General features: G+C 38.4%; 14 protein-coding genes. 3 read left to right on the top strand and 11 right to left on the bottom strand.

Going from position 1 to position 15,790, the window contains the following annotated elements; all coding sequences use genetic code 11:
• The first annotated feature begins 270 nt into the window (after positions 1 to 270).
• Both C3945_RS03950 and C3945_RS03945 read left to right on the top strand, forming a co-directional pair.
• Complete coding sequence (locus tag C3945_RS03950; RefSeq protein WP_161878389.1) at positions 271 to 849, top strand: chromate transporter; 579 nt, start codon at positions 271 to 273, stop codon at positions 847 to 849.
• Positions 846 to 1,409, top strand: a complete 564-nt coding sequence (locus C3945_RS03945; protein WP_161878388.1) for a chromate transporter — start codon at positions 846 to 848, stop codon at positions 1,407 to 1,409. Before C3945_RS03950 ends, C3945_RS03945 begins: the two co-directional genes overlap by 4 nt.
• A gap of 78 nt (positions 1,410 to 1,487) precedes the next feature.
• On the opposite strand, the gene C3945_RS03940 is transcribed toward C3945_RS03945, so the two are convergent.
• Entirely contained in the window at positions 1,488 to 2,519 is a 1,032-nt protein-coding gene (locus tag C3945_RS03940; protein WP_161878387.1) for an RnfABCDGE type electron transport complex subunit D, read from the bottom strand.
• Positions 2,520 to 2,522: 3 nt separating this feature from the next.
• Entirely contained in the window at positions 2,523 to 3,848 is a 1,326-nt protein-coding gene (rsxC, locus tag C3945_RS03935) for an electron transport complex subunit RsxC (RefSeq protein ID WP_161878386.1), read from the bottom strand.
• A 228-nt stretch (positions 3,849 to 4,076) separates the two neighbouring features.
• On the opposite strand from rsxC (C3945_RS03935), the gene C3945_RS03930 reads away from it, so the two are divergent.
• Positions 4,077 to 4,790: an MgtC/SapB family protein gene (locus C3945_RS03930; protein WP_161878385.1), complete on the top strand. Its 714-nt coding sequence runs from the start codon at positions 4,077 to 4,079 to the stop codon at positions 4,788 to 4,790.
• A 104-nt stretch (positions 4,791 to 4,894) separates the two neighbouring features.
• Here C3945_RS03930 and C3945_RS03925 read toward each other — a convergent pair whose 3' ends face one another.
• The 9 genes from C3945_RS03925 to galU form a co-directional block, all read right to left on the bottom strand.
• Positions 4,895 to 5,350 (bottom strand): immunoglobulin-like domain-containing protein, encoded by a 456-nt coding sequence (locus C3945_RS03925; protein WP_161878384.1) that lies wholly within the window; start codon positions 5,348 to 5,350, stop codon positions 4,895 to 4,897.
• 224 nt (positions 5,351 to 5,574) lie between these two features.
• Positions 5,575 to 6,675 carry an RnfABCDGE type electron transport complex subunit D gene (locus C3945_RS03920; RefSeq protein WP_161878383.1) on the bottom strand — a complete coding sequence of 367 codons (1,101 nt, stop codon included), beginning with the start codon at positions 6,673 to 6,675 and terminating at the stop codon, positions 5,575 to 5,577.
• Positions 6,676 to 6,677: 2 nt separating this feature from the next.
• Entirely contained in the window at positions 6,678 to 7,985 is a 1,308-nt protein-coding gene (gene rsxC, locus C3945_RS03915; protein ID WP_161878382.1) for an electron transport complex subunit RsxC, read from the bottom strand.
• Positions 7,986 to 8,601: 616 nt separating this feature from the next.
• Complete coding sequence (whiA, locus tag C3945_RS03910; protein ID WP_161878381.1) at positions 8,602 to 9,540, bottom strand: DNA-binding protein WhiA; 939 nt, start codon at positions 9,538 to 9,540, stop codon at positions 8,602 to 8,604.
• A 32-nt stretch (positions 9,541 to 9,572) separates the two neighbouring features.
• On the bottom strand, positions 9,573 to 10,601 hold the full coding sequence (locus C3945_RS03905) for a gluconeogenesis factor YvcK family protein (RefSeq protein ID WP_161878380.1): 1,029 nt from the start codon (positions 10,599 to 10,601) through the stop codon (positions 9,573 to 9,575).
• On the bottom strand, positions 10,598 to 11,485 hold the full coding sequence (gene rapZ, locus C3945_RS03900) for an RNase adapter RapZ (protein ID WP_161878379.1): 888 nt from the start codon (positions 11,483 to 11,485) through the stop codon (positions 10,598 to 10,600). The genes C3945_RS03905 and rapZ overlap by 4 nt, the downstream gene beginning before the upstream one ends.
• Positions 11,486 to 11,715: 230 nt before the next feature.
• Positions 11,716 to 13,440, bottom strand: coding sequence for a phospho-sugar mutase (locus C3945_RS03895; RefSeq protein ID WP_161878378.1), 1,725 nt, complete (start codon positions 13,438 to 13,440; stop codon positions 11,716 to 11,718).
• 229 nt (positions 13,441 to 13,669) lie between these two features.
• Positions 13,670 to 14,623, bottom strand: coding sequence for a thioredoxin-disulfide reductase (trxB, locus tag C3945_RS03890; RefSeq protein ID WP_202623285.1), 954 nt, complete (start codon positions 14,621 to 14,623; stop codon positions 13,670 to 13,672).
• 192 nt (positions 14,624 to 14,815) lie between these two features.
• Positions 14,816 to 15,787, bottom strand: a complete 972-nt coding sequence (galU, locus tag C3945_RS03885; RefSeq protein WP_161878376.1) for a UTP--glucose-1-phosphate uridylyltransferase GalU — start codon at positions 15,785 to 15,787, stop codon at positions 14,816 to 14,818.
• Positions 15,788 to 15,790 lie beyond the last annotated feature (3 nt).

The following is a 15,790-nucleotide window of genomic DNA, read 5'->3' as shown; positions in this document are numbered from 1 at the left end:
CAAATCGATTTATCCACAACTGAATAAGTCAAAAAAATTCTGGAAAAAGTCATCCGCTGCGCCAGCATTTGACTTTTTTGAAAATTTTAAAGAAAACTAATTGTGATTTAATTAACAAACTGCAATCAACAGTGATTTCTAGTTTTATGCAACACTAGTGCTTTAAAAAATAAAAACTCACTCAAATCACATTTTACGCTGAATTCCTTTTAAAGCAAGAATGTTTCAACTATAATAGTAAAAGAAGACATATGAGAAAGTAGGATTCAAATGAAAAAGAAAGAATTGTACAAAACCTTATTTACTTCCACCTTATACTTAAGTACATTTACTTTTGGTGGTGGCTACGTTATCGTTCCTTTAATGGAGAAAAAGTTTGTAGATGATTTAGGTTGGTTGGATCAAGATGAGATGCTCAACTTAGTGGCCCTCGGCCAATCTGCTCCTGGACCCATTGCAGTCAATACCTCTTTGCTTGTGGGTTACCGAATGGCTGGGGTCCCAGGTGCTCTCGTTACCGTCTTAGGAACTATCTTACCGCCTTTAATTATTATGACTATTTTATCTTACATCTATATGGCAGTTCGAGATAATGTGATTGTACATAACGTATTACTAGGTATGCAGGCCGGTGTTGCCGCTATTATTGTAAATGTTGTTTATAATATGGGATCCCGTGTAGTCAAGCAACGCAAAGCAATTCCTATACTCGTCATGCTAGCCGCATTAATTGCAGGTATAGTATTCCAAGTTAATATTTTATGGTTATTATTTTTCTCAGCTTTAATAGGCGCAATAACAACCGTGTGGGATTTAAAGAAAGAAACAGATAAGGAGGCGGACCAATGATTTATTTACAGCTACTCATTAGCTTTTTTCAAGTAGGCCTCTTTAGCTTTGGCGGTGGCTATGCCGCTTTACCATTAATTGAACAAGAGTTAATTCATGCGCAAGGATGGATCACCAATCAGCAGTTTATCGATATTCTGACGTTATCTGAAATGACTCCTGGCCCTATTTCTATAAACGCTGCTACCTTTGCTGGAAATCAAGTGGCCGGTATTTTCGGAGGAATCGTTTCAACAATCGGAGTCACTCTACCCTCTATTATTATCGTTCAAATTCTTGCTTACTTTTATTTTAAATACAGTTCATTAACTATGGTTCAAGGTATTATCCAAGGCGTCCGTCCAGCCGTTGTTGCATTAATCGCTTTAGCAGGGTTAACTATTTTCATGACGGCCATGTTTGGGCACAGCGACTGGCCAGTCGCTTTTTCAGAAATCAATTGGGTTTCTGTTATCTTTTTCGCCATCGGTATATTCATTATGAGAAAATACAAAGCTAGTCCTATTCAAGTTATGATAGTCACTGGTATTGCTGGCGGCATTGTTTACAGCTTTATCTAGTCAATGCATTCAAAAAACCTGTACATTCCTTGTCCTTCAAAAGACGGGAATGTACAGGTTATTTATTTCTATTTAAACTTAGCTATTACTCTTTTGTCTGTCATAATCGACTTGTGGTCGTGTTTCGTGACCATAAATACGTGGCATTAACTTACTATCAATATATGGTGCTAAAGCATTCATAATCAATATAGCGAATCCGACTCCCCCTGGGAAATCAAAGACGATTCGGAAGAATGCTGTTAACACACCACAACCAATGGCAAAGACCGTTTTCCCTTGAGGGGTCAATGAACCCGAACTATAATCCGTGGCCATATAAGTCGCACCAAAGAATAGCGTGCCTGTTAGGACATGTGACATCATAAAGTTAAAGTTAAAACTGGACCAGAAGCCCATAATTAAAAACGTAGAGACTATATACAGGATAGGTATCTTAGGATGAATAACGCCTCTGAATATCAAATAAAGCATCCCTATTAAAATAGCTATTTTAGACGTTTCACCAATGTTCCCCCCAAGATTAAAGCCCATAAACAAATCCCATAAGCCTGGTACTTGTTCTGTTACAGTCTGTGCTCCATTACCTAAATATTCTAATGGTGTTGCCGTTGCAATAGCATCGACTCCTCTATAACCACTTCCTAGGAATCCACCCGGTAGTACCCAGTTAGCTAACCATGGAGTGAAGAAAGCTTTGGTTACTACCCTGGCCGCAACTGCTGGATTAAAGTAATTTCGACCAATGCCACCATTCATTTGCTTCACAATAATAATCGCAAAAAGTGATCCAAAAATAATCATCCAAATGGGGGCTGTTACAGGTAAACTGAGAGCAACTAAAGCCCCAGTAACCATTGCACTACGGTCATGTATCTTAATTGGTTTATATGTTAACTTTTGATAGGTGTATTCTGCTAGAACTGCTGTACCAATACCAATGGCCAACATCCCGATGACCCACCAACCAAAGAAAAAGACTGCTGCAATAGCAGGTGGTATTAGAGCAATCAAAACTTCTGTCATCACACCTGCTGCTGTTCGGGCTTTTCGAATATGAGGCGATGGGCCTGTGCGTAACTTCCCTTTTACATCAATTGCTTGTGCCATAATTTATCCCTCTTTCTTCGCTTTAATGGCCGCTTTTGCATTACGGATATTTTCTAAAAGAGGAATCTTAGATGGGCAAATGAAGGAACAGTTTCCACATTCGATACAATCCATGGCTCCTAGTTCTTCAGCTTTATCAATATTCCCTCTTTCAAAGGCGTCACTGATTAGAATAGGTTGGAGACTAACCGGACAAACATTTAAACATTCTGAACACATGATACAGTCCTGCTCTTCTCCTTGATTCGCTTCTTCAGGAGTTAACACGGTTACTGCCGTCGTTCCTTTAATGATAACTACGCCCAAATCAGAGACTGCCTGACCCATCATTGGTCCACCGGATAGTACTTTTCCTGGCACTTCTGAGAAGCCGCCACAATCTTCAATTAATGAGTCCATAGGTGTACCAATTTTAACTCGTAGATTTTTAGGTTCTTTAATAGGTGTCCCTGAAACAGAAACAATTCTCTCGATTAACGGTTCACCAAATTCACAAGCACGGTAGCACTGACGAATAGTCGATGTATTCATTACAACACAACGCACTTCAGCAGGAAGACCCCCTGGTCGTACTTCTCTATTTGTCAAAGTCTTAATCAAGTTTTTCTCAGAACCTTGTGGGTACATGGTTTTCAATGGACGAACGGTGATATCATCGAAATCTTCAGAAGCTTTTCTCAATGCTTCAATGGCATTAGGCTTATTGTCTTCAATCCCAATATATATTTGTTTCAATCGAGGAAATAATGTTCTAGCTAAATTAATCCCATCAACTATTTCATCAGCGTATTCGACCATGACTCTGTGGTCAGAAGTTGAATACGGCTCACATTCTGCACCATTTATAATTAGCGTATCAATAGTCATCCCCGGTGGCGGACTTAACTTAACTGCTGTAGGGAATGTAGCTCCTCCCATACCAACAATTCCAGCTTTCCTTACCGTCTCAACGATCTTATCTTTATCCATCTCATGAGAGTGTCCGGGTTCAACAATTGGATCTGCTTTAGTATATTCATAGTCATTTTTTATGATAATACTGTCAGTCGGTCCTTTAGCCGTTGGTCTTTTCTCTATCGCAATCACTTCTCCTGATACAGAAGAATAAATATTGGCAGAGATAAAGCCCCCTTCTTCAGCTATTAACTGGCCCACTTTTACTTTATCACCCACTTCTACTACAGGTTTGGCTGGTGCGCCAATATGCATAGAAACCGGAAAAATTAAAATTTTCGGTACAGTCGCGTCAACTATAGGTAATTGACTCGTTCGCGATTTATTTTCTTCGGGATGCGACCCGCCGTGTTTTCCCATGAACGAAAAACGCATTACTATCATCCTTTCATATCTTCCGATTCTTCGATCTTTATTCGAACATTCACATATGCGGTGAACATCTATGTATAATTATCAAATAAAGGGGAATGGACTGTTTAAAATTAGTATACAGTATGGAGCGAGAAGATTAAAGTAATTACAAACAAGAAATTAATTTCTTGTGTTTTTTCCTTTAGTTGAGCATAATAGACATTGTAAAGAATGGAGATGGGTTACGATATGGAATTCAATACTTTAGAGGTGTTAGCACGCCTTTTACTTGCGGCTCTTGTCGGTGGAATCATTGGTTATGAACGGGAAATGAAAGGCCGCGATGCGGGTATGAGAACCCACACTCTCGTCAGTTTAGGGGCCGCTATTATCACTCTCACACAGTTGCAAGCAAGCAATATGGTATTAGATTTTGCAATAGCGAATCCCGACTATGCGGGATTATTATCATCTGACATTACTCGAATGACTGCACAAATAGTAAATGGTATTGGATTTCTAGGTGCTGGTACAATTATTGTTAGTAGACGTTCAGTAACTGGCTTAACGACAGCTGCTTCCATCTGGGCAGTTGCCAGCCTTGGAATTGCCACAGGTATGGGCTATTACTTTATCTCTATAGCCAGTACGATTATTATGCTCATCGTTTTAAGAACAGTCAGAGGTATGTTTAAAATTGAACGCACAAAACAACTCGAAATTCATTATAAAAATAGAGAAGTTACTTTCCATTACTTACAGGAACAATTTAAAGCCAATCACATTACCGTCGTCTCAACGGATCATTCGATTGATTATTTGGATGATGGCACATCTGTTTGTCAAGATCTATACACGATGCACCTGCCCAATAGTTTTAATATGATGGATTTTATTTCAACGCTCGGTGAGAATGAAAATATCATGAAAATAAACACGATTAAAGCTTCTTTGGACAATTAAATGAGCAATCATCAGACTCCCCTTTTTTCCTCTTTTAGGATCAAAGGGGAGTTTAGCTATACATCGATTAACTTAGGTAAACGATTAGTTTATATAGTGACTTCTTAATTCACTTCAAATTCAGCAGTCACTATTTCACCCTCTATTTGTCTGACTACTCTGTATGTCCCTTCACTTAAGGGCTCATAATACTCCATATTTATCTGTTCCTCTTGTTCTTGATCCGGTTCAAGTATATGGGCAATCATTATGAACATCATGTCTTCTTCTGGTTCAACTGTATGCCATTCATCGTCCACTCGTTTCTCTACTGTGAAAGACACTCCATAACTGATCTCTTGATTAGAATGATTGGTAACAGTTAACGTAAAGGTGTCCCCTTCCGCGTCATAAACGTCTTTATCCAGTTCTAAATGAACACCCTCTAATGTATTCACGTCTTCATACGGTGTCTTTTCTCCAACTTCTTCTCCATCAGCTGAATTTTCACATGCAGATAGTATGAACATGACAAGAGATAAGACCAAAAGTTTATTCACCCATTTCATTTGACACGTCATTGTACATTCTCCTTTTGACTGGTTTCTAATTTGAATTTATATCGGTACCTCTTTTACAATCCGATGATTTGAGAAGAGTGTATCACAATGAAAGCGTTTATGATAGTCACTTTGTCAGGTGCATACGTCCTTTTTAAACTAAAAACACTCTCTTAGAAAGCAAAAATGCTTTTTTCTAAGAGAGTGTTTATTAAAGTCGAGTAAATAAGTGATTCAATAATTCCTTATTTTTCTGCTAATATATCCCGTTTATTTAAAGGTTCAGTTAAATCGTAATCCGGATGAACCATTGGACGTTTTTTGTGTCCGTAAATTCTTGGCATCACTAGTTTATCTAAGAATGGAATAATTGCATTCATGATTAAAATGGAGAAGCCGACACCTTCTGGTGAGAAAGCAGATATCCTGAAGGCCGCCGTCAGTATGCCCGCTCCAATAGGGAAGAGCATACGTCCAAATGGTGTTAATCCTCCAGAAGCATAGTCCGTAACCATGAACGTTCCACCAAGCAATAGAGCACCGCTTAAGATATGGTACATCATAAACTCAAAATCAAAGCCACTATAAGCTAACATAATCAAAGCGACTGTTCCAATATACAAAGCAGGAACTTTAGGGTTAATAATGCGTCTAAAAATTAAGAAGGCCATAGCGATAAGCAAAGCAATCGAACTTGTTTCACCTAATGATCCGCCCCAACCCCCTTGGTTTCCTAAAAACATATTCCAAAGAGTTTGGGCTCCTTCAGGTACCTCAGTCGCTCCACTAGAAATATAAAAAAGTGGTGTAGCTGTGGCTACTAAGTCAGTAGGCGTTGCCGTTGTAATGGCTTCAGCAGAACTGGCAGTCGTTAGGATGTCCGGACCCTGAACAAAACTATTCACAATCCATGGAGCCATTAAATACATAATCCGACTTGCAACAGCAGGGTTGAACCTGTTTTTACCAATACCGCCTGGAATCATTTTAACAATGACAATAGCGAAAAGACTGGCTAAAACAGTACTGAACCATGACACTCCGTTTGGCATACTCAAGCCAATAACCATCCCTGTTACCACAGCTGACAAATCATTAATTGTCATTCTTTTTCTAACAATTCGCTCATATACATACTCACTAATCACACAAGTTAATACAGCGATACATGTTATCCACAATGTCTGCATGCCAAAAAAATATGTACCGGCAGCCAGTGGAAATAACATGGCAATAATAACTTGTAACATAATCCATTGAGAAGACCATTTTTCAAAAATATGCGGGGACTGATCCATAACCAAATCGAAATCGCCCAGGCTTGTTTTTCCTTTTTGTGTAGACATGGTTACACCGCCTTCTGTTTAATTGCAGCTTTAGCTTTTCTGATGTTTTCTAAAAGAGGAATCTTAGAAGGACAGATGTAAGAACAGTTTCCACATTCGATACAGTCCATTGCTCCCAACTGCTCTGCTTTTTCAATATCGCCTCTTTCATAGGCATTACTAATCAAGATCGGTTGTAAACTGACAGGACAGACGTTCAAACACTCTGAGCAACGAATACAGTCTATCCTTTCATCCTCTGCTACTTCTTCTGCAGTAAAGAAGGTTATATGTGTGGTTCCTTTAGATATTGGGATAGCTCCATCTTTAATGGTCATCCCCATCATTGGTCCACCATGAATAACTTTTCTTGGGACTTCTTGAAAACCACCGCAGATATCAATAAGATCATCGATAGGTGTACCCAATCTAATTAAGAGGTTTTTAGGTTCAGCAAGTGGTGTCCCTGTAATTGTAGTGACACGTTCGACCATCGGCTTACCTAAGCGAACAGCACGGTAAATTTGTTGGAATGTTCCGACGTTGGAAACAATTACTCCAATATCTGCAGGCAATCCACCAGCAGGCACTTGACGACCTGTACAATGTTCAATTAATTGTTTCTCTGATCCTTGCGGGTATTGAGCTTTTAGTATTTTAATTTCTACTTTATCATAGCCACTTGCAGCTTGTTTTAACACCTCTCCAGCTTCTTTAGCATTGTCTTCAATGCCAATGTAGACTTTCCCTACGTTAAAAATACTGTCAATGACTTTGATTCCTTCAATAATTTCATCTGCATATTCCACCATTGTTCTGAAGTCAGAAGTAGAATAAGGTTCACATTCTGCACCATTCAAAATAAGTGTGTCAATTGTTTTTCCTTTTGGTGGAGTCATTTTGACGTTAGTTGGGAAGGTTGCTCCCCCCATACCAGAAATACCTGCTCGTTTAATCAATTCTGGAATTAGTTCTGGAGAGACATTGTCTCCAGCTTCTGGAAATGGTGGTTCTTCTATATAGTCTTGATCATTTTTAACAATGATACACGTGTGTCTTCCGTTAAGTACATCTCTTTCTTCAATAGAAATAACTTTCCCACTGACCGAAGATAAAATATTTCCTGATATAAATCCTTGTGCTTCACCTATTAAAGTCCCCACCTTAACAGTGTCTCCTACTGCTACTACTGGCTTAGCTGGTGCTCCGATATGCATAGACATCGGATAGACCATGATTGCAGGAGCGTCGACTCTCTCAATCGCTTTGTCATGAGTCCGGGACTTATTATAAGCCGGAAATGTAGCTTTATACTTTAATTTAAATCGCATTCCCTTTCCTCCTCTTAAATTCCTTACCTATAAATGAATGATTATGATTATATCATCTCAACAAATTCAGTTTTTCACATAAAAATGGCACAAATAATTTCTAAATCATCTATTCTTAGAATACCTAATTATGCAATTAAAGTAAAGACATAACGGGCTTTTCAATCGATTAAAAGACTAAAATATTACAAATGATAATCATTATTAGTTAGCTACTTAATATCCCCAATTAAAAGTTTGTGAATAATACTCAATCGTCCTTTTGACGTTTATTTTCAAATTGTACTAATTATAATGAACATAGTCTGGTATTAGTCATTACTGGCTCTCGTCTCTATTAGCATTCTCATTGAGACTTGCAAATGAGAATCGGATAAGTGACTCCTTTGTACTCTTCTAAGTCAACTACGTGATTAAATCACTCAATAATCCCGTTTTCATTACTTGTAAATAAGACAATCTTAAATTAGTAGTATTTGAATAAAGTAAAAAATATACAGATATTCACTGATGTTTTTTTGGACAACAAAAAAACGAACAGAATAAGCGAAAGACCGTTACCGTTCTGTCTTTCTCACCATTCTGTTCATTTGATCGTTTAGTTGATTGTTCTATTTTATACGCTGGTTCGTTCTTTTAATTCATCAGCGATCTTATTTATTTTTCTTAGTCGGTGGTTAACACCTGATTTAGAAACACCACCGTTAGGTACCAATTCTCCTAATTCTTTCAAACTAATATCAGGATATTGAATTCTAAGTTCTGCTATTTCTCTTAATTTATCAGGCAGGGAATCCATCCCCTGATGGCGCTCAATTAATCGAATGTTTTCAATCTGCTTACCGGCTGCATCAATGGTTTTATTCATATTCGCATTTTCACAGTTAACTAACCGATTCACTGAATTTCTCATATCTCGAACGATTCGCACATCCTCAAACCGGAACATACTACTTGTTGCACCGATGAGTGCTAAAAAGTCAGCGATTTTTTCAGCTTCTTTCAAATACACAATATAACCATTTCGTCGTTCGTGGACTCGAGCATTCATCCCAAATTCTTGCATCATCTCACAAATATCATTATTATGGCGCTCGTAACTAGAATATATTTCTAAATGGTATCGACTGGTATCGGGACTGTTCACAGATCCACTAGCTAAAAATGCTCCTCTAAGATACGATTTGATTTTTTGTCTGTTCTGTTTAATTTCATCTGGAATATGACCATTATAAAGCATGCCATCCATGATACCTAATTCTTTTAAAACCAGTTTACTTGCTTGTTTCAAGCGCACAATGTAAACATTATTTTTTTTCAACTTCATCTTTTTTCGAACAAGCAGTTCAGCTCTTACACCGAAGTTGTCTTTGATTAACGTATACATGCGTCGAGCGGTTGCCGCATTCTCTGTTTGCACATTCAATAAAAAATCGCGATTCACTATGCTCAGCGACCCATTCATTCTTATTAATGCAGCCAACTCAGCCTTGGCATGTTCTGGATGGACTTCTAGCATCGTTAATTCTTTTTTTACATCAAAAGCAAAAGACACGTTTTCACTTCCTTTCCTCTTTTTTAGAACATTTATTGCACAGGTTTAATTTGTTTAGTTAGTTTTCTTTGGCTGTTAAAAGCCGTTTTAAATATTTCTTCAGCGACCTTCTCACCATTGTGGTAAACCCCTTTTTCAGTAAAGGAAAGGAAATCGTCTGATATAATTAATGGTACTTCTTCTGTTAGTCCTTTGAAATCATGGTCTACTTGGAATAAGTATTCTTCAGTTGCCTCATTTTCAATGTATTGACTTGGTACGGCGCCATTATTAGTTAAGGCGATATCAACAAATTTCCCGCCCATATGTTTATGCAGAACACGGATGTGATCACAGTCATTCATCCCCTCCGTTTCTCCTTTTTGGGTCATGATATTACATATATAGACTACTTTAGCAGCCGTTTCCATTACAGCTTTTCCAATTTCTGGAATCATCAAGTTAGGCAAGATACTTGTAAATAAGCTGCCTGGCCCTAAGACAACCATGTCAGCGTTCAGAATTGCTTGCACAACATCTCTTCCCGCTTTAACAGGTTTGTCTTCTTCCACACAAGTTATCGCTACCTCGTCAATCATTTTACCGTTTTTTGGTATCATCGATTCGCCAGACTGAGTGCTTCCATCAATATAGCGAGCATGCAAGACTAATGGTTCTTCCGCTGCAGGATAAACATGCCCTTTGACATGCATCAGGTTCGCCAATATTTGGATGGCATCATATATATTTCCACGCAAATCTGCTGTGGCTGATATGATTAGATTCCCAATTGTGTGCCCTGATAAAGCTTGATCATTTGCCTTGAAGCGGTATTGAAAGATCTCTTTTTGAATCTCAGGGACATCGGATAAGGCAGAGAGCACATTACGTAAATCTCCAGGGGGGACAGCATTATAACTTTTTCTCAATGCCCCACTGCTTCCACCATCATCCGCCACAGTCACAATAGCTGTGACGTCCGCATCTTTTTCTTTCAAACTCTTTAATATGACTGGAAGGCCTGTGCCGCCACCAATAACGACGATTTTTGGCTTTCTCTTTGTTCGCTTTAATTTATTCATGATCGTACAACGGACTCCTTTACTTTATCCTTATCTCGATGTGAGATGTTGACAGGATAACCATCTGCTTTTATTTTATTGGCAATACGCTCCACCAGCGCCACAGACCTGTGCTTTCCTCCGGTGCATCCAATCGCGATTGTTAAATTGCTTTTTCCTTCTTTTTTATATCCTGGTAATGTCGTTTCAAGTAATTGCGTGAAATGTTTATAGAAAGATTCTGTTTCCTTTTGTTGCATCACATAATCATAGACTTCTTTTTCCAAACCTGTTTTAGGTCTTAAGTCGTCTATATAGTGAGGATTGGGTAAAAAGCGAACATCCATAACGATATCTGCATCAATGGGACTCCCATACTTAAATCCAAATGAAACCATTTCAACACGAAACATCTCTTTATCTTTTGTCTTGAATTTCCCAATTAATTTCTCACGCAATTGGCGTGGTGTTAAGTCACTTGTATCAATCACAAGCTGAGATTTCATTTTGATCTCTTTTAATAATTCACGTTCTTTTTTAATCCCTTCAATTGTTCGTTCATTTCGAGCTAAAGGGTGAACGCGACGTGATTCTTTATAACGGGAGACTAGTTCCATATCCGTCGCCTCTAAAAACACAATGCGGCTCGTTATATGCGGTGAATCATCAAGCGTTTTTAATGCTTGTTCAATTTCTTCGAAAAAGTCTTTCATTCGTAAGTCCATAACCAATGCAATTTTACTAAACTGTCCTGACTCTCTCACTAAATTCCAGAAAGTCGGTAATAAATTAGGGGGCATATTATCGATACAGTAATAACCCATATCTTCAAAACTTTGCATAGCCACAGTTTTACCTGCTCCGCTCATTCCGGTAATAATTACTAATTCTAAATGATCTGTCATCTTTATCACTCCTGTATAAGTCGTCTCAAGCAAATTGCGGCCTTCCACTCATTGTCTGCTCTTCAAAAGACTAGATGCTTTTATAAAGCTTAGCTTATTATAACATTCCAGGCGTGTCATGTATAGGGAACTAGTAAATCGTCGTTACTTATTCATAACTTGACTATAACTGACAATAAAATAAGCTTCTCATAGAGGTATCCCCTACAAGAAGCTTATTTTTGTGTTGATTAGTTTTCTAAGATTGTATTAATGTCTTTTTCAAATGCAGTCATTTTTTCTTCTACAACTACACCTGATTCGTCAAATGCGGCAATATAAAACTTAATCTTAGGCTCCGTACCAGATGGTCTAACAGCAATCCAACTACCATCTGCCAGCGTGTATTTAAGCACATCAGCTTTAGGCATATCAATAGCTTCTTCTTCACCATCAACTATACGTTTTTGTTCCTTAAAGTCTTCGATTGACTTAATTTTTATATTTCCGAAATCTGAAGGTGTATCCTCTCTTAATTGACTCATCAATGCTTTAATTTTCTTTGATCCTTCAATTCCACTTAATGTAACTGATATGGTTTTTTCTTTAAAGTGACCATACTCATGATAGAGCTGGTGCAAGGCATCGAATAAACTGAAGCCTTCTTCATTGTAATGTGCCGCCATTTCAGCAACCATAATGAGGGCTTGTATCGCATCTTTATCCCTTACAAAGGGTTGAACTAAATACCCATAGCTCTCTTCAAATCCAAACATAAACGTATGAGAATGAGTCTGCTCGTATTCTTTAATTTTTTCTGCAATAAACTTAAATCCGGTCAAGACGTCGACACTTTCCACACCAAATTTATCTGCAATGGCTGTCGGCAATTCACTTGATACAATCGACTTAATGATCACACTATTCAGTGGTAACGTTTCTTTTTTAGCATGTGCCTTTAATATATAGTTAATCATTAAACTTGCGATTTGATTACCAGATAAAACTTCATAGTGGTCCTTGTATGTTTTGACAGCTATACCCAATCTATCTGCATCTGGATCAGTAGCTATCAATATATCTGCATCCTCTGCTTTACCTTGCTCAATAGCTAGGGCGAAAGCTTCCGGATCTTCAGGGTTGGGTGATTTTACCGTCGAAAAGTTTGGATCTGGTTCAGCTTGTTCTTTGACTAAAGAGACATTTTTGAAGCCTGCTTGCTTGAGTGCTCTTTCTCCGAGCATCTTTCCTGTTCCGTGAAGAGGCGTGAAAATAATTTTGATATCACGGGCTTGTCTGTTAATTAAGTCGGGATCAATCGTAACCGTTCTCATTGCATCTAAATAAGCCCGGTCAACTTCTTTTCCAATCATCGTTAATAAACCTTTTTCCAGCGCTTCCTCTTCTGATAATGCCTCAATCGATAGTATATCGGATACGCTTCTTACATAAGATGTTAACTCATCAGCTTCTTTAGGTGGCAGTTGTCCGCCATCTTCACCGTAAACTTTGTATCCATTATATTCTGCTGGATTGTGGCTGGCAGTAATCATAATTCCAGCTGCGGCTTTCAAGTGTCTGACAGCAAAAGAGAGCTCCGGAGTTGGGCGCAGTTCCTCGAATACATAAGCAGGAATTCCGTGAGCAGCAAGTTTTTTAGCCGACTCTATAGCAAACTCTTTTGACATATGCCTAGAATCGTAAGCAATCGCAACACCGCGTTCTTTAGCCCCTTCACCTTGGTTTTCAATAAATAAAGCCAATCCTTCAGTCGCTTGTCGAACGGTATACTTATTCATTCGGTTCGTTCCCGCTCCAATAATACCTCTCATACCGGCCGTTCCAAACTCTAAGGATGTGTAAAATGCATCCTCAAGCAACGTTTTATTTTCTCTATTTACATTTAATTCCTCTCTTAATGTTTCATCTAAGAATTCATTATTCAGCCACGTATGATAACTGTCTGTCCAATCCATACTGTTCCCTCATTTCTTAATATTGTCTCACTTAATTATAGTATCATTGTATCACTTTTATATTTATCTTGCATGGTCTACGTATACATATCTAACGTCTTCGCTAAAAGGCTTTCATTTGTTCTGAAAAGGAGTACGATTATTAACCGAAAAAAAACAACCCAAGACTTGATAACCAGGGACTGTAATCGCTGGTTCAACATTTGGGTTGCTTCAACAAAAGGTGACTTTAAACGTTTTGTTTTTGTGTTTGTTCTTCTAACTCTTCCACATACTGATAGGCAGCATTTCCTGCAATGGATCCGTCTCCGACAGCAGTTGCCACTTGTCTCAATACGGTATTCGTTACATCCCCTATCGCAAAGATACCAGGGACAGACGTCATTTTATGCTCATCTGTTACTATCCAACCTTCTTCATCTGTGATGCCTAAAGAACGGAATTGATCTGAGTTTGGTAATAACCCGATATAAATAAAGGCGCCATCGGCTTCCACAGTAGACACGTCACCTGTTTTAACATCTTTAATTTGTACACCAGTTACGGTCGCTTCCCCAATAATTTCTTCTACAACAGCATTCCAAATGAAATCAACTTTTTCATTTTTAAACGCTCTATCTTGAAGAATTTGTTGAGCACGCAACTCGTCTCTGCGGTGAATAATGGTTACTTTGTCAGCAAACTGAGTTAAATAGGTACCTTCTTCAACAGCTGAATCTCCGCCTCCAATAACCACAACATGTTTATTTCGGAAAAATGCGCCATCACATACTGCACAATAAGATACACCGCGCCCGTTGTATTCCGCTTCTCCTTTAACTCCTAATTTCTTATGCTCAGCACCCGTACCGATAATGACTGATTTGGCCTGATAGGTCTTACTAGAAGTTATAATTTCTTTATACGTACCTTTGTCCACTATTTCCTGGACATCTCCATATACATGCTCGGCTCCAAATCGTTTAGCGCCTTCGTACATTTTCATGGATAAGTCAGGTCCCGTTATGCTGTCAAATCCTGAGTAGTTTTCAATTTCGGCTGTATTATTTAATTGTCCACCAGGAATACCTTTTTCTAGAACCAATGTTTTTAAATTAGATCGCGATGCATATAATGCAGCGGTTAATCCACCTGGACCCGCACCTATGACTACCACATCGTATAGTTCATTTACTATTTCCACTGAGTGTCCTCCTTGCATAGTTGTTGCACTTGAATCAATTCTAGTTACATTAGCTATCAACTTACTTTTTGTAAGTGTTATGCCACTCTACTAGTTTACCAAATTATGGATAATAGTCAAGAGCAAAAGCCCCTCTGTCACAAACAGTACTCACTTTCCTGTTTGTAACAAAAGGAGCTTTTCACTATCATACTATTTTTCTTTTTTTGGCTTATCTACTTTAGCTTCTGCTGGCTTATCTTCTTTTTTTTCATTGCTTTGTGCACTCATTTTATTATGGAATGGTCCACTCTCTAATTCCTTAGCCAATGATAAAATATAATCTCTTAACCCATCTTTTACTTCAGGGTGTTGCAAGCCATATTGAATGGTTGTTTTCAAAAATCCAAACTTGTCTCCAACATCATACCGCTCACCTTTAAATTCTTTAGCGAATACCCGTTGTGTTTTATTCAATTGATCAATCGCGTCAGTCAATTGAATTTCTCCACCAACCCCTGGTTCAAGCGTTTCTAGTATACCAAATATTTCTGGTGTTAAGAGATAACGACCGATAATCGCCAAGTCACTTGGTGCATCTTCAGGTTTTGGTTTTTCTACGAATTTTCGTACATTGTATAACCCATCTTCTGCCTCTGCCTCCGGATCAATAATTCCGTAGTTTGATGTTTCTTCATGCGGCACTCTCATCACGGCAATATTTGAAGCACTCGTTTTTTCATAGCCTTCAATCAATTGCTTAGTTAGAGGCACTTCATCAGCCATGACATCGTCTCCAAGCATGACGACAAATGGCTCGTTTCCTACAAAGGCTTTAGCTTGTAAAACTGCATCACCAAGGCCTAGTGGGTAAGGTTGTCTAACAAAATACAAGTTTAGACCCGTTGTTTCTTCTACTAATTTAAGTAACTCATGCTTGCCTTTTGCTTTCAAGTTTTCTTCAAGTTCAGGATTGGAATCGAAGTGATCCTCAATTGGTCGCTTTAATTTACCAGTAATAATTAAAATATCTTCAATACCAGAAGCGAGAGCCTCTTCAACAATAAACTGAATGGTGGGTTTATCTACAATAGGTATCATTTCTTTAGGCATCGCTTTTGTGGCAGGCAAAAAACGAGTACCGTAACCTGCTGCTGGAATAATCGCTTTCCTTACTTTTTGCATGTC

It is taken from the genome of Alkalibacterium sp. MB6 (assembly GCF_009935905.1).
Lineage (GTDB): Bacteria > Bacillota > Bacilli > Lactobacillales > Carnobacteriaceae_A > Alkalibacterium.
This window is presented reverse-complemented; position numbering and strand designations above follow the sequence as displayed.